19 protein-coding genes are annotated in these 22,429 nt (G+C 70.0%); 8 read left to right on the top strand and 11 right to left on the bottom strand.

What is annotated here, in order from left to right:
* Nucleotides 1-56: 56 nt before the first annotated feature.
* The 4 genes from JUB13_RS02760 to JUB13_RS02745 all read right to left on the bottom strand — a co-directional run bounded on the left by JUB13_RS02760 (nt 57) and on the right by JUB13_RS02745 (nt 3,864).
* Nucleotides 57-1,160, bottom strand: a complete 1,104-nt coding sequence (locus tag JUB13_RS02760) for an LptF/LptG family permease (protein WP_207477011.1) — start codon at nt 1,158-1,160, stop codon at nt 57-59.
* Nucleotides 1,157-2,344, bottom strand: a complete 1,188-nt coding sequence (locus JUB13_RS02755; RefSeq protein ID WP_207477009.1) for an LptF/LptG family permease — start codon at nt 2,342-2,344, stop codon at nt 1,157-1,159. Before JUB13_RS02755 ends, JUB13_RS02760 begins: the two co-directional genes overlap by 4 nt.
* Before the next feature lie 31 nt (nt 2,345-2,375).
* Nucleotides 2,376-2,831 carry an HIT family protein gene (locus tag JUB13_RS02750; protein ID WP_236024662.1) on the bottom strand — a complete coding sequence of 152 codons (456 nt, stop codon included), beginning with the start codon at nt 2,829-2,831 and terminating at the stop codon, nt 2,376-2,378.
* 76 nt (nt 2,832-2,907) lie between these two features.
* Nucleotides 2,908-3,864 (bottom strand): metallophosphoesterase family protein, encoded by a 957-nt coding sequence (locus tag JUB13_RS02745; protein WP_207477005.1) that lies wholly within the window; start codon nt 3,862-3,864, stop codon nt 2,908-2,910.
* On the opposite strand from JUB13_RS02745, the gene JUB13_RS02740 reads away from it, so the two are divergent.
* Genes JUB13_RS02740 through JUB13_RS02730 form a run of 3 tightly spaced genes read left to right on the top strand, consistent with a single transcriptional unit; the run spans nt 3,844 to nt 6,895 of the window.
* Nucleotides 3,844-5,016 (top strand): CDP-alcohol phosphatidyltransferase family protein, encoded by a 1,173-nt coding sequence (locus JUB13_RS02740; protein WP_328702847.1) that lies wholly within the window; start codon nt 3,844-3,846, stop codon nt 5,014-5,016. The two genes, JUB13_RS02745 and JUB13_RS02740, sit on opposite strands and share 21 nt — an antisense overlap.
* On the top strand, nt 5,016-5,969 hold the full coding sequence (locus tag JUB13_RS02735) for a diacylglycerol kinase family protein (RefSeq protein ID WP_207477002.1): 954 nt from the start codon (nt 5,016-5,018) through the stop codon (nt 5,967-5,969). Before JUB13_RS02740 ends, JUB13_RS02735 begins: the two co-directional genes overlap by 1 nt.
* The gene (locus JUB13_RS02730; RefSeq protein ID WP_207477000.1) at nt 5,966-6,895 is read left to right on the top strand and encodes a hypothetical protein; all 930 of its coding nucleotides are present in this window, start codon (nt 5,966-5,968) and stop codon (nt 6,893-6,895) included. Before JUB13_RS02735 ends, JUB13_RS02730 begins: the two co-directional genes overlap by 4 nt.
* A gap of 47 nt (nt 6,896-6,942) precedes the next feature.
* Here JUB13_RS02730 and spt read toward each other — a convergent pair whose 3' ends face one another.
* From spt to JUB13_RS02705, 5 genes are all read right to left on the bottom strand, one after another.
* Nucleotides 6,943-8,160, bottom strand: coding sequence for a serine palmitoyltransferase (spt, locus tag JUB13_RS02725; protein WP_207476998.1), 1,218 nt, complete (start codon nt 8,158-8,160; stop codon nt 6,943-6,945).
* A 10-nt stretch (nt 8,161-8,170) separates the two neighbouring features.
* Nucleotides 8,171-8,416 carry an acyl carrier protein gene (locus JUB13_RS02720; protein WP_207476996.1) on the bottom strand — a complete coding sequence of 82 codons (246 nt, stop codon included), beginning with the start codon at nt 8,414-8,416 and terminating at the stop codon, nt 8,171-8,173.
* Between the two features lie 173 nt (nt 8,417-8,589).
* Nucleotides 8,590-9,534, bottom strand: coding sequence for an NAD-dependent epimerase/dehydratase family protein (locus JUB13_RS02715; protein WP_207476994.1), 945 nt, complete (start codon nt 9,532-9,534; stop codon nt 8,590-8,592).
* Nucleotides 9,531-11,249, bottom strand: coding sequence for a fatty acyl-AMP ligase (locus JUB13_RS02710; protein WP_207476993.1), 1,719 nt, complete (start codon nt 11,247-11,249; stop codon nt 9,531-9,533). The genes JUB13_RS02715 and JUB13_RS02710 overlap by 4 nt, the downstream gene beginning before the upstream one ends.
* 205 nt (nt 11,250-11,454) lie before the next feature.
* The gene (locus JUB13_RS02705) at nt 11,455-12,177 is read right to left on the bottom strand and encodes an aspartyl/asparaginyl beta-hydroxylase domain-containing protein (protein WP_207476992.1); all 723 of its coding nucleotides are present in this window, start codon (nt 12,175-12,177) and stop codon (nt 11,455-11,457) included.
* A gap of 534 nt (nt 12,178-12,711) precedes the next feature.
* Here JUB13_RS02705 and chvE point away from each other — a divergent pair.
* The 4 genes from chvE to JUB13_RS02685 all read left to right on the top strand — a co-directional run bounded on the left by chvE (nt 12,712) and on the right by JUB13_RS02685 (nt 17,580).
* Complete coding sequence (gene chvE, locus JUB13_RS02700) at nt 12,712-13,806, top strand: multiple monosaccharide ABC transporter substrate-binding protein (protein WP_328702846.1); 1,095 nt, start codon at nt 12,712-12,714, stop codon at nt 13,804-13,806.
* An 85-nt stretch (nt 13,807-13,891) separates the two neighbouring features.
* Nucleotides 13,892-15,427 (top strand): multiple monosaccharide ABC transporter ATP-binding protein, encoded by a 1,536-nt coding sequence (gene mmsA / locus JUB13_RS02695; RefSeq protein WP_207476990.1) that lies wholly within the window; start codon nt 13,892-13,894, stop codon nt 15,425-15,427.
* Complete coding sequence (gene mmsB / locus JUB13_RS02690; protein ID WP_207476989.1) at nt 15,424-16,623, top strand: multiple monosaccharide ABC transporter permease; 1,200 nt, start codon at nt 15,424-15,426, stop codon at nt 16,621-16,623. The genes mmsA and mmsB overlap by 4 nt, the downstream gene beginning before the upstream one ends.
* 3 nt (nt 16,624-16,626) lie before the next feature.
* Entirely contained in the window at nt 16,627-17,580 is a 954-nt protein-coding gene (locus tag JUB13_RS02685; protein ID WP_207476988.1) for a Gfo/Idh/MocA family protein, read from the top strand.
* A gap of 4 nt (nt 17,581-17,584) precedes the next feature.
* Here JUB13_RS02685 and JUB13_RS02680 read toward each other — a convergent pair whose 3' ends face one another.
* Together JUB13_RS02680 and JUB13_RS02675 are read right to left on the bottom strand one after the other, a co-directional pair.
* Nucleotides 17,585-19,354, bottom strand: coding sequence for a sodium:solute symporter family transporter (locus JUB13_RS02680; RefSeq protein WP_207476986.1), 1,770 nt, complete (start codon nt 19,352-19,354; stop codon nt 17,585-17,587).
* 152 nt (nt 19,355-19,506) lie between these two features.
* Nucleotides 19,507-20,406 carry a DMT family transporter gene (locus tag JUB13_RS02675; protein ID WP_207476984.1) on the bottom strand — a complete coding sequence of 300 codons (900 nt, stop codon included), beginning with the start codon at nt 20,404-20,406 and terminating at the stop codon, nt 19,507-19,509.
* Between the two features lie 262 nt (nt 20,407-20,668).
* Between JUB13_RS02675 and ettA the strand changes: the two genes are divergently transcribed.
* Nucleotides 20,669-22,354 (top strand): energy-dependent translational throttle protein EttA, encoded by a 1,686-nt coding sequence (gene ettA, locus JUB13_RS02670; protein WP_207476982.1) that lies wholly within the window; start codon nt 20,669-20,671, stop codon nt 22,352-22,354.
* The last annotated feature ends 75 nt before the right edge of the window (nt 22,355-22,429 follow it).

The following is a 22,429-nucleotide window of genomic DNA, read 5'->3' as shown; positions in this document are numbered from 1 at the left end:
CTCTATCCCGCCACCGCGCCCGCCGCGCCGGCCGCGGTCCCGGCTCGTCCCCGCGCTCACTCCTCCAGGTATAGGAAGATGGATCCGCCAATGCAGCCGAACAATGCAAGGGGTAGCCAGACGGCCAGGGTCGGGGGCAGGGCGCCCGCCTGCGCCAGTGCCGCGAGCAGGCCCTGGAATAGCAGGAACAATAGCCCCAGGCCCAGCCCGATCGCCATGCCTGTGCCGAATGTGCGGCTGCGGCGGATGCCGTGCAGTGCCGGATGGGCCAGCAGGAGCATGACGAAGCTCGACGCCGGGATGGCGAAGATCTGCTGCGCCTGGGTCTCGTAATAGCCGCGGTCCCGCAGGCCGGACCAGCGGCCCTGGATGATCTCCTTCAGGCGCTGCATCGACAGGAACCGGGTCGGGCTGTCGAGATAGACCAGGTTCTCGGGCGACGGCCCAGAAGGCCAGGGCAGGGCGTCGCGACGCTCGGTCCGCCCGGGATCGGCGACCGACAGCGTCTCGGCGTCGTACAGCGTCCAGGCGCCCTGGGGGGCGCCTTGCTGCGCGCCGTCCTGCCGCCCCTCGTCCCAGCGGGCCTCGCGGGCGACCGTCCGCCCCGTCGCCCGGCCCTGGTCGTCGCGGGTGACGATGGTGACGCCTTCAAGCCGATGGCCGCCGTCCAAGATCCGGCCGACCGAGACAATGCTGGAGCCGACGCGCATCCAGACCCGCGCGGGCGGGCGGGCCTGCTCGGCCGCGGGCGCCGGGCGCTGGGCCCACCAGTCCTGGAGCGCCTGCTCGGCGCGTGGAGCCACCTGGCCCATCAGCAGCAGGTGCAGGGCGACGATGACCGCCACGGCGGGCAGCAGGACGCCGAGCAGCCGCAGCGGCGAGGCCCCCGCGGCGCGCAGGGCCGTCACTTCGTTGTGCTGCACGAAGGACATGAAGGCCGTGACGGCGCCCACCAGGACCGCCAGCGGCACGAGCTGGTTCAGGATCAGCGGCAGGTTCAGCGCGACATAGGTCAGCAGGTCCGCCATCCCATGGCCGCGCTCCAGCACTTGGCTGGCCTTGTCCAGCAGGTCCAGGAGCTGCAGCAGCGAGGCCAGGGCGAGCAGCACCGCGAGGAACCGTCCGCCGAAGGCGCGCGTGAAGTAGCGCGTGAGCGTCACGGCCGCGGTCTCCACCGCGGCACGACCTGGCCGATCCAACGTGCCGCCGCGTCCACGGCGGCGAAGGCGGCGCCGAAGGGATCGGTCCCGGGGCGCCGCTCGGCCGTGAAGTGCAGGCCGAGACAGCCGCTGGCGAAGATGGCGAAGGGCAGCCACAGGCCGAGCAGCGGATTGACCCGGCCCAGATCCGCCAGGCTTTCGCCGAACTGGATCGTGTGGTGGTACAGCAGCAGGATCACCGCGGCCACGGCGATCCCCTGCCAGCGGAAGTTCCGTTTCGCGGCCATGCCCATCGGGACGGCCAGCATGGGAAGGAACAGGATGGAGGCGGCCCGGACCAGCCGGGCATCGAACTCCGAGCGGAGGCGGCTGTGCGGGACGGGCGACGCGGGATTCCGCCACTCGCTGCGCAGCTCGTCCATGGTCAGCTCGCGCTCGTTGTCCCCGCGGTCGCGGAAGGACGGGATGTTCTGCGAGAACGGCCGTCCCACCTGCAGGTTCTCGAAGGCGAGGACGGCGCCGGACCCGCCGGGCGGCGTGCGGATCTGGACGGCGTCCTGCAGGGTCAGCGCGATGTGCTGCCCGTCGGGGCTGCGCTGCAGCACGCCCCGCCGGGCGGTCGTTGTGACCTCGGTCCCGCCGGGCTCGGTCTGGTGGACGAAGACGTGCTCGAGCCAGGTGCCGGTGCTGTCCCAGCGGTCCGCATGGACCGTGTACCCGTCGCCGGCCTCGATGAAGGTGCCCGTGGTCACCGACGCGTCCCAGGCGGCGCTGGTGGCTGCGTAAAGGATGGCGCGGTACGCATAGCGCGAGTACGGCTGTACGTATCCGTAGAGCGTTATGCTGAACAGCGCCAGCAGAACGGCGAGGCCGAGTAACGGGCGGCTGAAGCGCCGGATCGACAGCCCGCATCCGCGCAGCACGTCCAGCTCGTTATCCTCGCTGAAGCGCGCTGCGACCAGGAAGATGCTGATGAAGAAGGCCGCCGGCAGCGCGAGGCCGAGATAGTGCGGCACCAGGTTGGCCGCCATGTTGAAGATCTGGCCGAACTCCTTGCCCTGCTGGGCGAGCAGGTCGAACAGGCGCAGGATCCGCTCGAGGATCAGCGCCGCCAGCACGAGTATCAGCGAAATACCGAGCGGCTTTGCCGTCTGGAGAAGGATGTAGCGGTCGATCAGGCGCAAGTGGGGCTTCCGGTCTGCGGGCTGGGCCCGGTCATGCCTGCGCTTGCGCGCCGGGCCCGGCCCAGCGTCCGCGCAGGGCCGCAACGATGCGGTCCAGCATCTCGGGCGCGGGCTCGACGGCGGAGCCCAGCGCCGGCTGCGCGGGCCAGCCGGCATCGGGGAACGCCGTTCCCTCGAAGCTGCGCGTGCCCTGGTAGCGCGGGATCACGTGGAAGTGGACATCCGGGTCGACCATCATCAGCATCAGATAGTTGATGCGCTCGTACGCGACAAATCCGCTCAGCAGCGCTTCCAACGCCGAGACGACGGGCTGCAGCTCGGCGAAAGCTCCGGGGCTGACCTCGCCGAAGGCCCTGACGGGTTCCCGGCAGGCCAGGACCAGGGATCCCAGCGTCACTTGCTGCGGCCGCACCAGGACCGACCAGTGCGCCGTCTCGGCGACCAGGGTCTGCGGGTGACCGAATTTCCGCATCGTCGCGTTGGTCATGGTCTCCATCCGCTTTACATGCGGCGCTTCCACCCTAAGCCCGCCCCGGAACCCAGGCAATGCCGAGCGCTGTCCGTCAGGCGGCCGCACGCGCCTCGTAGCCGATGGCGAAGCGCGAGGTGGTCTGGAAGCCTCCCTCGACAAAGCCCCGGACCTCCGCGCCGAGGTGCCAGCCGCCCTCCAGCCCCGCCACCGTGAAGCGGATCCAGCGGGCCGGCTGGGTATGGCCGTGCGCGGCGGCCGAGGCCGAGGGAACCCCGATGACGGGGATCGCGGCGTCGCCGGGGCCCGGCAGGTAGCCGAGATGCTCGCGATGATGGTGCCCGTGCAGCACGAGTTCGGCCCCACAACGCCGCAGGACGGCCTGGACCTCGCGCCGGTCCGTGAGCGCCGTCCGGGCGGTGCCGTGGATCATCATCGGGGGATGATGCATCAGCACCACGCGGAACAGCCCGTCCCGGCCCGCCCTGTCGAGCGCCTCGGCGAGGCGCGCCGCCTGGTCGCGTCCGACCGTGCCGATGGCCAGCAGCGGCGGGCTGGGCACGGCCGTGGACACCCCGATGAAGGCGACCGGCCCGCGCACCCGCACGAAAGGGAATCCGGCACCGCCGCCGTCGCTCTCCATCCAGGGCTGCCACAACCCGATGCCGGTCTGCCACGGCATGGCGACCGTCGCATCGTGGTTTCCGGGAACGACCGAGACGCCGTCGGGCGTCCCCAGCTGCTCGAGCCAGGCGCGCGCGCGTTCGAATTCATCGGGCAGGGCGATGTTGACGAGGTCCCCTGTCACGACGACGTGGTCGAGGGCATGTCCCGACATGTCGGCAAGCAGTGCGGCCAGGACGTCCGGCCGGTGGACACCGTGTCGCTTGCGCCGCCAGGAGAGGTACCCTAACAACCGCTTGCCGGCGAGATCGCGCAGGCGTCCCGGACGGCCGGATGGCAGCGGCAGGTGGGGATCGGAGAAGTGGGCGAAGCTCAGGATCTGCCGCATGGACGAGGCGAGGGGCTGGTGAACGGGACTGCCGAGCATGCATTGACCGATGCGGCGGCCGCTGTCGAGTCCGCGTCGGCCCCGGTCGCGCGGATCCTCGGGTCCAGCAGCCTGCGCCTGTGGGGGATGAGCTCCGCCGAACGGCTGCGCCGATCCCTCGCACGCGCCGGCGTGACCGACATCCGGCCATGGGACGGCCTGGTGCAGACCGGCCGGCGGCATCTGCTGGTCCGAGACGACCACGTCTTCGACGCCGTGCTGATCGCCGACCTCGCGCGCGCGGCAGATACCGTCCTGACGGGGGAGGACGGGCGCCCCGTGGCCGCCATCGTCGGCCCCGGACAGGCCGCGGCAGCGGCGGAGCTGCTGGCCGCCGGCGGTCCCGTGCCGGCCGGGCTGCGCACCGTCACGCCGGGCACGCTCAGCACCGCCTACAACAACGCCCTGCGCAAGCGCGAGGCGCCGTACCTGCTGCCCCTCGACGAGGGCTCCCTGCCCGCGGTCGAGCGCCGCATGTTCGCGGGCTCCTACAAGGGCGTCACCGACCTCGTCACCAAATACGTCTGGCCGGCGCCCGCGCTCCGGGTCACGCGCTGGTGCGCCGAGCACGGGATCACCCCCAACGCGGTGACGTGGCTCAGCCTAGTCCTGGTGATCCTGGCCATGGCGGCCTTCTGGCACGGCTGGTTCCTGCCTGGCTTGGCCATGGCCTGGGGTATGACCTTCCTCGACACCGTGGACGGCAAGCTCGCCCGCGTGACGCTGACCTCGACCAAGCTCGGCAACGTCTTCGACCACGGCATCGACCTGGTGCACCCGCCCTTCTGGTACTGGGCCTGGATGGTCGGCCTGTCGGCCGTGGGGCTGCCGCTGGAACAGACCTGGCTTGTCCTTGGCGTCGTCGTGGCGGGCTACGTCCTGCAGCGGCTGCAGGAAGGGCTGTTCATTGCCCTGTTCGGGATCGAGATCCACATCTGGCGGCGCTTCGACAGCTGGTTCCGCCTGATCACGGCGCGGCGCAATCCGAACCTGCTCCTGCTGACGGTCGGCGCGCTGGCCGGTCGCCCCGATCTCGGCATGCTTGCCGTGGCGTGGTGGACCGCGGCCTCGCTGCTGGTGCACACGGTCCAGATCGTCCAGGCCTTCATCGCGCGGCGCCACGGGCCGATCGCGTCCTGGCTGGCGCGCTGATGCGCATCGGGGTCGTCAGCAATCCGCGCAGCTTGCGCAACCGCAAGGGCGGCCTTGCCGGCCATTGCGCCGGCAACGGCGACGTGCCGCACGCGCAGCCCCGCACCCAGCAGGAGCTGGCCGAGGCGCTGTCCGATTTCCGTCGCAGGGAGGTCGGGGTGATCGCCGTCAGCGGCGGCGACGGCACCATCCGCGAGGTCCTCACCGCGCTGCCGCAGGCCTATGGCGAGTCGCTGCCGGATCTCGCCCTGCTGCCGGCCGGGCGGACCAACCTGCTGGCCCGCGCCCTCCACGGCGCGGGCCTCGGCTCCGGCGTCGGTGCCGAGGGACTCGCGCGGCTGGAGCAGGCCGCCCGCGCCGGCCGGCTGTCCCGGGTCGAGCTGCCGATGCTGGACGTCACCTGGCGCGACGGGTCGGCGCGCCGGCTCAGCGGCTTCCTGTTCGGTGCCGCCGGCTTCGCGGCAGGGACCAGGCTCGCCTACAGCCATGTGCATGCTGCAGGGATCAACAACGGCGCCGCGGTCGCGTTCAGCATCGCGGGGATGCTGGCGAAGGTGCTCTTCGGGTCCGACCGGAACGCCCTTCTGGCCGGCGAGCCGCTGGAGCTTTCAGTGGATGGCGGGCCCGTACGCGGCGGCAGCCATTTCGTGACGCTGGCGACGACGCTCGACCGGCTGATGCTCGGCCTCCGGCCCTTCTGGGGCGAGGGAAGTGGCCCGCTCCGCTGGCTCGACATCGCGGCGCCGCCGCGGCGCTTGATGGCCGCGCTCCTGCCCGTGCTGCGCGGCCGGCCGCGGCCGTGGATGGCCGAGGCGGGCTATGCCAGCGGCCGGGCGGACGCGCTGGATCTCGACTTCGCCCAGCCCTTCGTGGTCGACGGCGAGCTGTACGATCCCGGTGCGGCCGGGATCCGCCTGACGGCCGAGCGCCGGATCGGGATCGTGGCCCCTTGACCGGGCGGCTCGCCGCGCTGGTCGCAGCCGAGCTGGCGGATCCCGCGCCGGACGCCGCCCGGGCGGTTGGCTCCGCGATCCTCGACCGCCACGGGGCGAGCGTCGCGGCGATCCTCTTCTACGGCTCCTGCCTGCGCACCGGCGACACCAGCGGCCTGCTCGACTTCTATGTGCTCACGGACTCGCTGCGGACCTATCACGGCCGCTTCTGGCCGGCCCTGCTGAATGCGCTGCTGCCCCCCTCGGTCTCCTATCTCGAGGTCCCGTGGGACGGCGGCGTGCTGCGCGCCAAGGTGGCCGTGATGGAAACCCGCGCCTTCGCGCGTGCCGTGCGCGGCGACGGCATCGACACCACGATCTGGGCGCGCTTCTGCCAGCCCGTGGCCCTGGTCCATGCCCGGGACGAGGCGGCCAGCGCATTCGTGGTCGATGCGATCGCCGCGGCGCTTGCCGCCGCTGCGGGCTGGGCGGTCCGCCTCGGGCCCGACGCGGCATCGCCTGCGGGCTACTGGACGGGCCTATTCCGCAGCACATACGGCGCCGAGCTGCGCGCCGAGCGCGGCAACCGTCCGGATCTGATCTACGGCTGGGCCGCGGAGCGCTATGACGGCCTGCTGCCCGCAGCGCTGGAGGCGGCGGGCGTCCGCTTCGCGGCGGAGCCCGACGGACGAATCCGTCCGCAGGTCGCCGCGCGCGGGCGGGCGCTGCGCGGCTGGCGGCTGCGGCGTCGCGCCGGCAAGCTGCTAAACCTGATGCGGCTGGCGAAGGCGGCTTTCACCTTCGAGAACGGCGTCGACTACATTCTGTGGAAGCTGGAGCGGCACGCCGGCCGGCCCATCGCCGTCACGCCATGGCAGCGCCGGCACCCGCTGCTCGCGGCACCTGCGCTGCTCTGGCGCCTCTATCGGGACGGCGTCATCCGCTGAGCCGGGAGAAGGCCACACGGGGGCGCAAGGCCCCAGTGTGGCCGGGTTCAGCGCACCGCGCGCCGCGCCGGCGGCTCGATGACGCCCAGGCTCTGGCCGATGCTGGTGATCGCCGAGATCGCCTCGTCGATCTGGTCGGGGCGGTGGGCCGCGCTGACGCTTGACCGCAGCAGGGGATAGTTGTCGGGCGTCGCGGGCGGCAGCGCCAGGTTCAGGTAGATCCCGGCATCGAGCAGCGCGTTCCAGAAGGCGATCGCGATCTCGGTCGAGGGCATCCGGATCGACACGATGGGGTTCGGCTGCGGCCCCAGGATGAAGCCTTCCGCCGTCAGCCCGTCATAGAGCCGGTTGGCGTTCATGTGCAGCCGGTCGCGCAGCGCCGAATCCGACTCGATGCGGGTCAGCGCCTGGAGAACGGAGGCGACCACCGAGGGCGGCAGCGACGCCGTGAACATGTAGGGCCGGCAGGCCACCCGCAGCACGTCGAAGTCCGGCAGGTTGGACACGCAGAAGCCGCCGACGGCACCGAGGCTCTTGCTGAAGGTGCCGACGATGAAATCGACATCGTCCTCGACCCCGGTGGCCTGGGACAGACCACGCCCACCGGAGCCGAGAACGCCCATCGAGTGGGCCTCGTCCACCAGCAGGTAGGCGCCCCAGTCGCGCTTGACCGCGGCGATCTCCTTCAGCGGGGCCGTGTCGCCCAGCATGCTGTAGATGCCCTCGACGACGATCAGGCGGTCGCCCGGCACGTCCCGCAGCCGGCGCAGGCGACGCGCGAGGTCCTTGGGATCGTTGTGACGGAAGCGGATGACCTCGGCATGGCCGAGCCTGCACCCGTCGTAGATGCTGGCATGGCTGTCGGCGTCGATCAGGATGTGATCGCCCCGACCGGCGATGGTCGACAGGATTCCGAGATTGGCCTGGTAGCCCGTCGAGAACAGCATTGCCGAACGGCGGCCGTAGAAGGTCGCCAAACGCCGCTCGAGCTCGGCATGGTCGCCGTAGGTCCCGTTGGCGATCCGCGATCCCGTGGTGCCGGTGCCGGCCGCGCGGACGGCCTCGACCGCCTTGTCGATGCTCGCGGGGTCGAAGGTCAGGCCCAGGTAGTTGTTGGTGCCGAGCAGGATCATCCGCTTGCCCTTCGACAGGGCCTCGCTCGGCGACAGGACTTCGTCGAAGCACACGGAGAAGGGGTCGCCGCCGGCGGCGCGAAGCGCGTCGTAGGAGGCCTGGAGGGGCTTGAACTTGTTGAGGATGCTCATGTCTTTCGACTCACCGCCCCTTGAGGTCCGTGATGACGTCGGCGAGGTCGCGGATCGTCTCGACTTCGGCCAGCTTGTCCATGGGGACCGAGACGTCGAACCGGTCCTCGATGGCCATCACGAAATTCATGACCGCGAGCGAGTCGAGACCGAGATCACGAGCGATGTTGGTGTCGAGGCTGACCTCACGCGGGGCCTGGGGGAGGCTGCTAATCATCTCGACGATGATCTCGGCGACTTGGTGCTGCGCATTCATGCGGGGCGTCTGGGTTGCGGGCCGTGAAAGGGCGGGTTCGTCGGGGCCGGCAAGCGGCTTTGGCTTAACGAGAATGTAATAGGACCGATCAAATACCTTCAACCGGTCTAAACCGACCGTGGCAAAAGAGAGCGCGGGTGTGGCCGATGTGCTGCGGCCCGGCGGAGGGCTGTCTATAGCCACTGCGCATCTCGATACCAGCGCACGGTTTCGGCAAAGCCCTGGGGCAGCGGCACCCGCGGCTCCCAGAGCCCGGCGGGAGGCTGCCGGTCGGCGGCCGAGGACCAATCCGGGTGCAGGATCTCGCGGGCCTTTCCCGAGGTCAGGAATGGGCTCGCGCCGAGAAGCCGCCCGATGGCGCCCAGGGCGCTTCCCGCGGCCTGGATCAGCGGGCGCGGAACCGTCACCAAGCGCGCCGTGCCACCCACCGCGCGGATGGCCTCCTCGGCCACGGTACGCCACGGGTAACCCTCGCGCCGGGCATCGGTGACCTCGAAGGTCCGGCCGGACGGGCCGCCCGCGCAGAGCGCAGCGACCGCTTCGGCCGCGTCGTCGACATGGATCAGGCAGACCCGGGAGTCCGGTCCGTGGAAGATGGGAACCACCGGCCCTCGTGCGGCGCGGAAGACCCGCAGCGTCTCGCTGTCCCAGGGACCATAGACCGCAGGCGGGCGGACGATCACCCAGGGCGCGCCGCCGCAGGCTGAGACTGCCTCGACCTCGCCCGCGCGCTTGCTGGCGGCATAATCAGACAAATGGGGTTCCCGGGCCGCCATGGTGGAGACGTGGACGAGGCGCGCCGCGGGTGCGGCGGCGGCGAGCGCCGCGGCGACCTTTCCGCTGCCGGCCGCGTTCACCGCCATGAAGTCGGAGCGGCCGCGCGCCTTGACAAGGCCTGCCGCATGCACGACGGCATCGGCCCCGCGCATGAGGCGGCGCAGCGCGTCCGCGTCGTCGAGGTCGCCGAAGACCAGCTCGAGCTCATGCTCGGGCGCTGCGAGCTGGCCGCGCTGGCGGCGGACGAGGAGGCGGACACGCCACCCGCGCCGGAGCAGGGCGGCGACCACCGCGCGGCCGAGGAAGCCCGTGCCGCCCGTTACCGCCGCAAGGCGCCTCACCGGACCTCTCCGAAGCTCCCGGCCAGGAAGAGCTGCCGCGCCCGGCTGCGGGCAAGCTTGCCCGACGATGTCTGGGGAAGGCTGTGCGGCGGCACCAGGACGATCTCGGCCTCCGCGCCGTGTTCCGCCCTCAGGGCTCCCGAGACGGCCGACTGCAGGGCCCCGCGGGCCTCGGGGTCGAGCGGCCGGCACTGGACGAGCACGATGATCCGCTCGGCGGTGCCGTCGTCGATCGAGAAGGCCGCGGCGTCGCCGCTGCGCAGCCCGTCCAGGCGCTCGGCGCTCCATTCCAGGTCCTGGGGCCAGATGTTGCGCCCGTTGACGATGATCAGGTCCTTGGCCCGGCCCGTGATCACCAGCGACCCTCCGATCTGGTAGCCGAGATCACCGGTGTCGAGCCAGCCCTCGGCCGACAGGACGCGGTGCGTCTCGTCCGGCCGATCCCAGTAATCCCGCATCAGGCTGGGGCCGCGGACGAAGATGCGCCCGACCTGCCGCTCGCCCAGGGACCGGCCTTCGGCATCGCGGATCTCGATGTCGTGGCCCGGCAGCGGCGGCCCGCACAGGACGAAGTCGCGGCTGCGCGCCGTCCCGTCGGCCGGGGCCGCGGCCAGATGCTCGCGCTCGAGGCGGTCGATGTCGACCCGGTCCACCTCGACGCCTCGGTCGAGCGGCGCGAAGCTGATCGCCAGCGTCGCCTCCGCCATGCCGTAGCTCGGCACGAAGGCGCGGGAATCGAAGCCGAAGGGCGCGAAGGTCTCAGAGAAGCCGGCCAGGATGTCGGGGCGGATCATGTCGCCGCCGATGCCCGCGGCGCGCCAGGACGACAGGTCGAGCGTCCCGGGCGCCAGCCCGGCTGCGCGGCGCGAGGCGAGCTGATAGCCGAAGCCGGGGCCGTAGGAGACCGTGGCCCGGCTGCGCGAGATCAGCGTCAGCCACGTCAGGGGGCGGCGCGCGAACTCGCGAGTCGGCAGGTAGTCCGCCGAGACCTGGGTCGCGACGGGGGTCAGCAGGAAGCCGACCAGCCCCATGTCGTGATAGAAGGGAAGCCAGGACACGCAGCGGTCGCCGGGGCGCAGGTGCAGCCCGTGCCGCGCGATGGCGCGCACATTGCTCAGCAGCGCGCGGTGGGTCACCGTGACCCCGAGCGGGAAGCGCGTGCTGCCCGACGAGAACTGGATGTAGGCCACGTCATCGGGATCGAGGGCAGGAAGCGCCGTCTCGTCGGGCTCGCCCCCGCCGAAGACGGTCAGGTCGCCGACGGCGCGCAGCCCCAGTTCCTCCGTCGCCTCGGCGATCCACTCGGCGAGCACCGGGGGCGCCAGCACGCCGGAGACACCTGCGGCGGTGAGCATGCCCCGGATGTGCTCGACATAGACGCTGCGGCCGCCGAAGGCCATGGGGAGCGGCATCGGCGCGGGGACGAGCCCTGCGTAAATGCAGGCGAAGAAGGCGCGGACGAAATCGCCGTCCGTCTCGGCGATCAGCGCGATCCGCTCCCCCTTCGAGAACCCCGCCCGCAGCATCCGGCCGGCCAGTGCACGCGCCTGCGTGCGGAGCTGCCCGAAGCCCAGGCTCTCCAGCAGCTCCGCGCGTCCGGAATAGAAATTGAGCCCCCGCTGCCCTTGGGCTGCATAGTCCAGCGCCGCCCCAAGCGTTTCGAAGTCCCCGAGCCTGCTCGGAAGCTGGCATTCGGTCGGCGTAGCTGACGGCATAAATGAGGATTCCCGCGCGTTCCTGGTCTTCTAAGGCCGCTCCCGGCGCACCGCCGCGGCCCGAGATACTCTGTCCGATACGATGCCGTCGCCACAGCCCGGCGCCGATAGTGGAGGATCAGCCGGGCGCCCGCAAGCACTGGACCGCACCGCAGCGATGTGCCGCGACCCGGTCCTCGGGGTTTCCTGGCGATGTGCCGTCTGCTCAGCCGACGCGTCTGGCCCTGGTCGTTGCGAACATGGGTCCGAGCTCGTGGAAGGGCCGGATGGCGAGTCCGGGGTTGGGGTAGTAGTCGACGAAGAGGTTGACGCGGGGCCTCTTGCCCTCGTGGCGGACGGCGTGCTTCCAGCGGTTGTTGAAGTCGTAGACATGGCCGCGGACCATGGAGAACTTGCGCTCGCCGACGAGGTAGACGACGTTGGGCGGCACGATCAGCGGAATGTGCAGGCGGTGGGCGCGCGCGGCCATGGGCTGGCCGTCGACATGGGGCTTGACCTTGCCGCCGGGCTGCAGGCGCACCAGGGCGACGCGGGTGACCACGCCGTGCGGCGTGCGCAGCTTCGCGATCGCGCGCTCGACCACCGGCTCGACCACCGCGCGCAGGGCGAACCAGTCGGGATAGGCATAGACCGGGCCCAGGTCCGTGTCCTCGCGCTCGAGCGGCATGAACGGGCTCGGGTCGATGCCCTTCTGCAGCCCCCAGGCGTGGATCAGGTCCTCGACATAGGCGTAGTGCACCGAATTGGCCCCGGGATGCCATTCGTGCTTGAACACGATCGCCTGCGTCACCGAATGCGCCCCGTCCGCGAACAGCTCCTGGCGCAGCGGATTGCGGCTCCAGTCCTCCTCGCTCAGACCCTCCACGTAGCTCAGAAGCGGCTCCAGATCGATCGATCCAAGATCGCGGTACGGAACCCCGATATCCATCGTTTCTTCTTCCAGTTCGATTGGCGCGCGACAGGGCCATCCGGTGCAGGACCAGCCGGTCCGGAGCCATGCGCCCGCGCGGGATCGCTCCCGCGGTGCAGCATGCAGCGGATTGTTTGCGGGCGGCCCGGCCGCGATAAAGCGCGCACGGCCGAAAACAGAATTCGCCGGTCTTGAAAACTGCAGCGGGCTGGAGTTCCGGCACGCCGTTCGGGCCTGCCGGCGTCGGGATCCGCCGTGCGCCCGACGATCCGAGGCTAGGGCGCCGGTCTGTCTCAGAGAAGCCGCCAAGCCTTGGAAAGACCTGTCGTGAATCCTGACCAGTCACGGCCCGAAGCGTGCATTCGTGCAGGGCGGAACCATAACGAATGCGGCATGCGATCCAGCCTGAATCGCATTTGACTGTTATGCGGGCCGCAGTGACGCTGATTGTCCTGCGCCCCAGCAATGGAGACCGGCAAAGACCCGGCAGGCAGGCGCCCGCGGCGGCGCGCCTTCGATCGCAGAGCCAATAACCGACAAGGGAGAGAAACCGTGAACTCAGTGACCTCGGTGCTGGCCAGATCACTGCTGGCCAGATCCGTGCTGGCCGCACTGGCTGTGGGGCTCGTGACCCTGACGCCCCAGGCCCGGGCCCAGGACAAGGGCACGATCGCGATCTCCATGCCCACGAAGTCCTCGGCCCGTTGGATCGACGACGGCAACAACATGGTCAAAGTCTTCAAGGACAAGGGCTACAGGACCGATCTCCAGTACGCCGAGGACGACATCCCGAACCAGCTCGCCCAGATCGAGAACATGATCACCAAGGGCGCCAAGGTTCTGGTGATCGCCGCGATCGACGGCACCACGCTGAGCGACGCGCTGAAGAACGCGGCCGACAAGGGGATCAAGGTGATCGCCTACGACCGCCTGATCCGCAATTCACCCCATGTCGACTACTATGCGACCTTCGACAACTTCCAGGTCGGCGTCCTGCAGGCGAGCTACATCGAGCAGGCGCTGGGCCTCAAGGAAGGGAAGGGACCCTTCAACATCGAGCTGTTCGGCGGCTCGCCGGACGACAACAACGCCTACTTCTTCTACAACGGCGCCATGTCGGTGCTGAAGCCCTACATCGACAGCGGCAAGCTCGTCGTCCCGAGCGGGCAGTTGGGCATGGAAAAGGTCTCGACCCTGCGCTGGGACGGCGCCGTTGCCCAGGCGCGCATGGATAACCTGCTGAGCGCCTATTACGGAAACCGCAAGCTGCACGCCGTGCTCTCGCCCTATGACGGGCTCAGCATCGGGATCATCTCGTCGCTCAGGGGCGTCGGCTACGGAAGCAGCGACCTGCCCATGCCCGTGGTCACCGGCCAGGACGCCGAGGTGCCCTCGGTCAAGGCGATCCTGCGCGGCGAGCAGACCTCGACTGTCTTCAAGGACACGCGCGAGCTCGCCAAGGTCACCGCCGAGATGGTGGACGCCATGATGTCCGGCGGCCAGGTGCCGGTGAACGACACCAAGACCTACGAGAATGGCGTGAAGACCGTGCCGGCCTACCTGCTGAAGCCGGTCAGCGTCGACAAGGCCAACTGGAAGCAGGTCCTCGTGGACAGCGGCTACTACAAGGAGGCGCAGATCCGCTGACGGCCCCGGCGGAGCCCCGCGTCCGGGGCTTCCGCCCGTATCGAACGGGCCGGATCCACCGGATCGGTCGCAACCCGAGGTGCCGATGAACGCGATCCTGGAGATGCGGGGGATCACGAAGACGTTTCCGGGCGTGAGAGCGCTCGACAACGTCAATCTCGTGGTCCGGGAGGGCGAGATCCATGCCCTGGTCGGCGAGAACGGCGCCGGCAAGTCGACCCTGATGAAGGTCCTGAGCGGCGTCTATCCCTACGGCTCCTATACCGGCGAGATCCACTTCCAGGGCCAGGAGCGCCGCTTCCGCGGCATCGCCGACAGCGAGAGCGCGGGCATCATCATCATCCACCAGGAGCTTGCCCTGGTTCCGCTGCTCTCGATCACCGAGAACATCTTCCTCGGCAACGAACCGGCCCGCTACGGCATCATCGACTGGGACGCCGCGACGGAACGGACGCGGGCGCTGCTGCGCAAGGTGGGGCTCCGGGAATCCCCGGCGACGCTGGTCGGCGACCTGGGAGTCGGAAAGCAGCAGCTCGTCGAGATCGCGAAGGCCCTGTCCAAGGAGGTCCGGCTCCTGATCCTGGACGAGCCGACCGCAAGCCTGAACGAAAGCGACAGCGAGGCCCTTCTTTCGCTGCTGCTGGAGTTCAAGGCCCATGGCATCGCCTCGATCCTGATCTCCCACAAGCTGAACGAGGTCTCCAGGGTCGCGGATTCCGTCACCGTGCTGCGCGACGGCATGACGGTCGAGACGCTGGATTGCCGGGCCGAGCCGGTCAGCGAGGACCACGTGATCCGCCGCATGGTCGGGCGCGAGCTGGCGGACCGCTATCCCCGCCGCCAGCCGAGGGTCGGCGAGGTGCTGTTCGAGGTCCGCGACTGGACGGCGCACCACCCGCTCGATGCAGAGCGGGTGGTGGTCAAGGGCGTGAACATGGCGGTGCGCCGAGGCGAGGTCGTGGGCATCGCGGGGCTGATGGGCGCGGGGCGGACCGAGTTCGCGATGAGCGTCTTCGGCCGGTCCTATGGGCGGCGGATCAGCGGACAGGCGTTCATCGAGGGGCGGGAGGTCGATCTGGGCACGGTGCCCAGGGCGATCGGCAATGGTCTCGCCTACGTCACCGAGGACCGCAAGCACCTGGGGCTGATCCTGAACGAGGATGTCGTCCACAACGTCACGCTGGCCAATCTCGACGGCGTGGCGAGCCGCTCCGTGATCGACGAGATGCGGGAGCTGGAGGTCGCCAACGACTACCGGCGGCGGCTGAACATCCGGTGCTCGGACGTGTCCCAGACGACGCTCAACCTGTCCGGCGGTAACCAGCAGAAGGTCGTGCTGAGCAAGTGGCTCTTCGCGGAGCCCCGGGTCCTGTTCCTGGACGAGCCGACCCGTGGCATCGACGTGGGCGCCAAGTACGAGATCTACACCATCATCAACCAGCTCGCCGCGGCCGGAAAGGCCGTGGTCGTGATCTCGTCGGAGATGCCCGAGCTGCTCGGCATCTGCGACCGGATCTATGTGATGAGCGAGGGGCGCTTCGTCGCCGAGATGCCCGCAGCCGAGGCCACTCAGGAAAAGATCATGCGCGCCATCATGAAGGGCGAGGAGAAGGTTCCATGACGTCGGAAATCCAGGGGGCGCTGAAGCCGGAACGGGCCGCGCCCTTCGCCTTCGCCCGGAGGCACCTGCGCGAGTACGGGATCCTGATGGCTTTGATCGCCATCATGGCCTTCTTCGGGATCGTGACCGACGGGACGCTTCTGAACCCGCTGAACCTGACGAACCTCGTCCTGCAGAACAGCTACATCGTGATCATGGCGCTGGGGATGCTGCTGGTCATCGTGACCGGGCACATCGACCTTTCCGTGGGATCGGTGGTCGCCTTCGTGGGGGCGCTGGCCGCAGTGATGATGGTCCAGTACGACATGCACTTCGTGCCGGTGACGATCCTCAGCCTGCTCGTCGGGGCCGCCATCGGCGCCGCCCAGGGCTCGTGCGTCGCCTTCTTCAAGGTCCCGTCCTTCATCGTGACCCTGGCGGGCATGCTGGTCTTCCGCGGCCTGGCGCTGACGCTGCTCGACGGCCGGTCGGTGGGTCCCTTCCCGGCGGAGTTCCAGCGGCTGAGCTCCGGCTTCATCGGGGATGCCTTCGCGGGACTGACGCCCATCCACCTGACCTCGCTGCTGCTGGCGGTCGCCGCCGCCGCGGCGCTGGTCTTCATGAGCGCCCGCGGCCGGGCGAAAAAGCTGAGATACGCAGTCGAGCAGGAGCCCTTCGCCCTCTTCCTTGCGAAGAACGCCGTCATCGCGGGGGTGATCGTCTGGCTGGGCTACCTTCTGGCCTCGTACCGGGGCTTTCCCAACGTCCTGCTGATCATGATCACGCTGATCGTCCTCTACACCTTCGTGACCATGCGTACGACGGTCGGCCGGCGCATATACGCGATCGGCGGGAACGAGAAGGCGGCCAAGCTCTCGGGCATCAACACCGAGCGGCTGACCTTCTACGCCTTCGTCAACATGGGCGTGCTGGCGGCGCTCGCCGGGCTGATCTTCGCGGCGCGGCTGAACACCGCGACCCCCAAGGCGGGACTGTCCTTCGAGCTCGACGTGATCGCGGCCTGCTTCATCGGCGGCGCCTCGGCATCGGGCGGGGTGGGGCGGGTGACCGGCGCGGTGATCGGGGCCTTCATCATGGGCGTGATGAACAACGGCATGTCGATCCTGGGGATCGGCATCGACTGGCAGCAGGTCATCAAGGGCCTCGTGCTGCTCGCGGCGGTGTTCCTGGATGTCTACAACAAGAAGCGGGCCTGACCGGTGAGCGCGTCCCAGGGAGCCCGCAAGGTCGGGATCGTCGGCGTCGGAAAGATCGCGCTCGACCAGCATATTCCTTCGATCGAGGAGACCCAGCTCTTCGCGCTCGGTGCGTTGGTCAGCCAGCGGGGCATCGGGCGCCCGGGGGTTCCGACCTTCCGGAGCCTGGGCGAGATGCTTGCGGCCTGCCCGGACGTCGAGGCGGTCGCCATCTGCACGCCGCCCGACATCCGCCACGGCCTCGCGCGCGAGGCGCTGGCCGCCGGGCGCCACGTTCTCCTGGAGAAGCCGCCGGCCGCCACGACGACCGAGCTGCGCGACCTGGTCGCCGCCGCGCGGGACACGCGCCGGACCCTCTTCGCGACTTGGCATTCGCAGCACAACGCGGCGGTCGAGGCGGCCCGGGCACGGCTCGCGGGGCGGCAGGTCCGGAGCATTCAGGTGACGTGGAAGGAGGATGTCCGCCGCTGGCACCCCGGCCAGGAGTGGATCTGGCAGGCCGGCGGGTTCGGCGTTTTCGACCCCGGTATCAACGCCCTGTCGATCCTGACGCGCATCCTGCCCTTCCCGCTCTTCGTGGAGCGGGCCGAGCTCCTGTTCCCCGCGGGGCGGGACACGCCAATCGCGGCCTCGCTGTCCTTCCGCGCGCCCGCGGAGGCCGGGCTGCGCGAGGCCGGCGCCGAGTTCGATTGGCGCCAGGAGGGCGAGCAGACCTGGACCATCGCCGTCGAGACCGCCGAGGGCACGCTGCTGCAGCTGAGTCGTGGCGGCGCATGCCTTGCAGTCGATGGGCGCGTGGTGGCCGAGGAGGCGGAGGCCGAGTACCGGCACATCTACCGCCGCTTCCATGCGCTGATCGAGGCCGGCGAGAGCGACGTGGACGCGGCGCCGCTGCACCTCGTGGCCGACGCCTTCCTGGTCGGAAGGCGCTGCGAGACCGCCCCCTTCGTCTGGTGACGGCCTACTCCGCCGGGATCCTCGCAGCGCCGGGCCGCCCCGGCGCATCCGCGCCCCCGTGCTGCGCGCGCACCTCGGCGCCGCGTTCCGTCAGCAGGCTGACGGCAACGGCCGCCAGGAGACCCGCCGGCACACCGAAGGCGCCCGCGGCGATCCCGTCGATGCCGAGAAGGGGCGCCGCGCCCAGCATCTCGGTGCGGATGAGGTACCAGAGCGCCGTGCCGAAGCCCGTCACCATGCCCGCAACGGCGCCGGCGGCGGTTGCGCGCCGCCACCAGAGCCCCAGCAGCAGAGCCGGCAGCAGCCCCGCGGCCGCCAGCGAGAAGGACCACGCCACCAGCGTCAGCATCGCGAAGGGCGCGCCAGCCGTCGCATAGGCCGCCAGCGCGGTGAGCCCAGCCATGGACAGGCGCAGCGCGCGCACGCGCCGCGCTGCGGGCGCACGAGGATCCAGCAGGCGGAACCACACGTCGTGGCCCGCCGCGGCACCCAGCGTCGCCACGAGACCCGAGGCCGTCGACAGGGCGGCCGCCAGGGCGCCGGCGGCCAGCAGGACTCCGAAGACCGGCGGCAGCCCCGCCATGTCGGGCGCGGCCATCACGACGAGGTCGGGATGGATGGTGACGTCGCCTGCGGCAAGCGGCGCTGGGTTCGAAGCCCCCCCGTGGGCGCTCCTGCAGGCATCCAGCACGGCGCCCGCGGTCGTGGGCAGCTTCCCGCAGACCGACACCATACCGAGCCGGCCGTATTCGTAGACCCAGCGCGGCAGCGCCCGCGCGCCGTCAAGCGAATCCACGCGGGCTCCGACCACCGAGCCCTGGATTTCGCTGCGCGCGAAGGCGGCATAAAGCGGGGCGGTCAGGTAGATCGCCACGACGAAGAGGAGCGCCCAGCCGCCGGCCCGACGCGCCGACCCCGCCGAGGGAGCCGCCAGGAAGCGTTGTAGAAGGTGCGGCAGCGCGGCCGTGCCGAGGGCCAGGGCCAGGGCCAGCGAGATGAAGTTCAGGGGCGTGCGCCCGCCGGATTCGGCCGCCCCGGTCATCACCTCGGCGAGCGGAATGGCGCCTTCGGGCGCCGCGGCCGAGATCACGGCGGCCGGCACCAGGTATGCCGTCGCAATGGCCGCGAACTGCGCCACCTGCGTCCAGGTGACCGAGCGCAGCCCGCCCGGCAGCGTGCAGGCGAGGACCAGCAATGCGCCCAGCCACACGGCCGCGCCGAAGGGCAGGCCCAGGAACCGGGTGGCGACGGCGGCCGCGCCGGCGAGCTGTGCCATCAGGAAGGCGAAGGAGCACCAGGCCAGCACCGTCACGGCGGCCACGCGCACCACGGATCCGCCGAATCGCCCCGCGAGGAAGTCGGGAACGCTTGCCGCACCGCTGCGGCGAAGCCCTGGCGCGATCGCCAGGGCCGCAAGCGCGAGGCCTCCCGCCCAGCCGAGCAGGAAGGCGAGCCCGCTGCTGCCCTGCACGTAGAGTGTTCCGGCGAGACCGACGAACATGGCCGCGGAGACCCAGTCGGCAGCGGTCGCGAGGCCGTTCGGCAGGGCGCCGACGCGCCGGTCCGCGACCAGGAGATCCTCGGGCGTACGGCCGCGCGATCCCAGTGCCACGGCGACATAGACCAGCGCAGGAACAGCCAGCAGGGCAAGCATAAGGGGCGCGGCCGATGTCCCTGCTCCGGCAAGCAGCACGGCACCACCGAGCAGAAGCGCCAGCCCGACCGGGGGCAACGCCCAGAGCCCTTTCAGCATCCCGCTCGCACGTCCCGGCATCGCCTTCCCTCAATTTCGGGTCAGGCCACAACACTAGGCGTGGAGCCTCCCCCACGAAATCGCACGAAGGGGCGGGGCGGCCGGAGCGGTGGGGGGATGTCTGGGATTAGCGCGTCTGAGGCAATGGCTGCCGCCGGGGGCCTGCCGCCCGGTCAGCGCGCGGGCTTCAAGCTCACGAGCAGGACCCCGGCCAGGACCAGCACGGCTCCGGCCGCCTGGACCGTGGAGAGCATCTCGCCCATGAACACGCTGTCCATGCCGATGGCGGCGACCGGTCCCAGCGCGCCCAGCACGGCAACGCTGTTCGCCCCGACGCGGCGCAGGGCCTCGGCCGTCATGAAAATCGGCAGCACCGTGCACACCGTCGCCATCACGGCCGCCATCAGGTACACGACGCCCGGAAGCTGCAATGCCGAAAGCGGTCTGATCGCCAGGAACTGGGCCAGGCAGAAGGCGCAGGCGACGGTGGTCGCCCAGGCCGTGAACCGCATGGATCCGACCCGCCGCACGACGTCGCTTCCGGCCACGAGATAGACGGCGTAGGCGGCGCTGCTGCCGAAGACCAGCGCCGCGCCAAGGGTGAAGTCCCGATTCTCGCCGGTGCTGGCCTGGGCGACCACGAGCGCGATCCCGCCATAGGTCAAGGCCAGGGCCAGAACGGCGCGCGCGGTGATCGGCCGCTTCAGGAACAGTGCCGAGAGCAGGACCACGATGGTCGGATAGGCGAAGAGGATCAGGCGTCCGGTCCCGGCCGTGACGTACTGCAGTCCCATAAAGTCGAGGAAGCTGGCGAGATAATAGCCGAGGAAACCGAGACCGCAGATCAGCGCCACGTCGCGCGGGCTTACGGGCGCGGCCTTGCGGTCGCGCTGCGCCCACAGGCCCATGGCCAGAAAGAAGGGCAGCGAAAGGCCCATGCGCAGTGCCAGCAGCGTCACGGGCTCGGCGCCATGGGCGTAGGAGAGTTTGATCAGCAGCGGGCGGATGGAGAAGGCGAGCACCGCGCCCGCCGCGAGCGCGAGGCCCGTCAGGCGGTTCCCGGAACCTGCCATCGCCGCTGGGTCTGCGGCCGGGGCGGCTGCCCTTGCTGTATCCGTCAAGCTCCTGGTCCCGTCCCGGTATAGATAGCTCTGCAGCTTAGGGCCCGCGCCGCGCGCCGCCGTTGCGAATTCCGGTGGTCATCCATGCCGGACGGGCAGGGGTGCGGTTCCGCTGCCCGAGTCGCGCATGAGCCCGTCGTTGCGCTCGCATTGCCGGGAGCCATGCGGTACAAGGGCCGTTCTTCCGTCCTGGCAGGGTTTTCCGGAGAGGCGCATGGCGTCCTATCAATACGTTTATGTCATGAAGGGGCTGACCAAGATCTACCCCGGCGGGAAGAAGGTGCTGGACGGTGTCTGGCTCAGCTTCTACCCGGGCGCCAAGATCGGCGTCATCGGCCCGAACGGCGCCGGCAAGTCGACCCTGATGAAGATCATGGCCGGCCTCGACAAGGACTACAACGGCGAGGCCTGGGCCGCCGAAGGCGCCAAGGTCGGCTACCTGCCGCAGGAGCCGCAGCTCGATCCCACCAAGACGGTCCACGAGAACGTCATGGAGGCGCTGAAGGAGACCAAAGGCCTTCTCGACCGGTTCGAGGCCGTCTCCATGCGCCTCGGCGAGGTCGAGGATCCCGACGAGATGACGGCGCTGATCGACGAGCAGGCCGCGCTCCAGGAGAAGATCGAGGCTGCGAACGCCTGGGACATCGACCGGACCGTCGAGATCGCCATGGACGCGCTGCGCTGCCCGCCGGGCGATGCGAGCGTCGAGAAGCTCTCGGGCGGCGAGAAGCGCCGCGTGGCGCTGGCCCGCCTGCTGCTCGAGAAGCCCGATCTTCTGCTGCTCGACGAGCCCACCAACCATCTCGACGCCGAGAGCGTCGCCTGGCTCGAGCGGCATCTCCAGGAGTATGCCGGGACCGTGGTGCTGGTCACCCACGACCGCTACTTCCTCGACAACGTGACGGGCTGGATCCTGGAGCTCGATCGCGGGCAGGGGATCCCCTACGAGGGCAACTACTCGTCCTGGCTGGAGCAGAAGCAGAAGCGGCTCGAGCAGGAGGCCAAGACCGAGCAGGCCCGCCAGCGCACCCTCGCCGCCGAGCTGGAGTGGATCCGGCAGTCCCCCAAGGCCCGGCAGGCCAAGAGCAAGGCCCGCATCTCGGCCTATGAGAGCCTGCTGGCCGAGGCCAACAAGAGCCAGCAGATCTCGGAGCCGCAGATCATCATTCCGGCGCCGCCGCGCCTGGGCAGCTTGGTGATCGAGGCCGAGCACCTGAAGAAGGGCTTCGGGGACCGGCTTCTGATCGAGGATCTGAGCTTCCGCCTGCCTGCAGGCGGCATCGTCGGCGTGATCGGCCCCAACGGCGCCGGCAAGACCACGCTGTTCCGCATGATCACCGCTCAGGACCAGCCGGACGACGGCACCTTCCGTGTCGGCGACACGGTGAAGCTCGGCTATGTCGACCAGAGCCGAGACAGCCTCGCGCCCAACAAGACCGTCTGGGAGGAGATCTCGGACGGGCTGGACGTGATCGAGCTCGGCAAGAAGACGATGCCGAGCCGCGCCTACGTGGCGGCCTTCAACTTCCGGGGCCCCGACCAGCAGAAGAAGGTCGGGCAGCTCTCGGGCGGCGAGCGGAACCGCGTGCATCTCGCCAAAATGCTGAAGTCCGGCGCCAACGTTCTGCTCCTCGACGAGCCCACCAACGATCTCGACGTCGATACGCTGCGCGCTCTCGAGGACGCGCTGGAGAGCTTCCCGGGCTGTGCGGTGGTGATCAGCCACGACCGCTGGTTCCTGGACCGCATCGCGACCCATATCCTCGCCTTCGAGGGCGAAAGCCAGGTCGTGTGGTTCGAGGGCAACTTCCAGGACTACGAGGCCGACAAGAAGCGCCGCATGGGCGCCGAGGCCGACCAGCCGCACCGCATCAAGTACAAGCCGCTCGTGCGGGGCTGATGCCGGCCGTCTGTGCGGGACCCGCGTCCCGCGCGGCGGCCCTTTGAAGGCGGAGGAACGGGGACCCAACGGGTC

It is taken from the genome of Arenibaculum pallidiluteum, assembly GCF_017355985.1.
In the GTDB taxonomy this organism is placed as follows: Bacteria; Pseudomonadota; Alphaproteobacteria; order Azospirillales; family Azospirillaceae; genus Arenibaculum; species Arenibaculum pallidiluteum.
The sequence above is the reverse complement of the archived record's forward strand: the minus strand, read 5'-3'. Positions and strand labels throughout refer to the sequence as shown.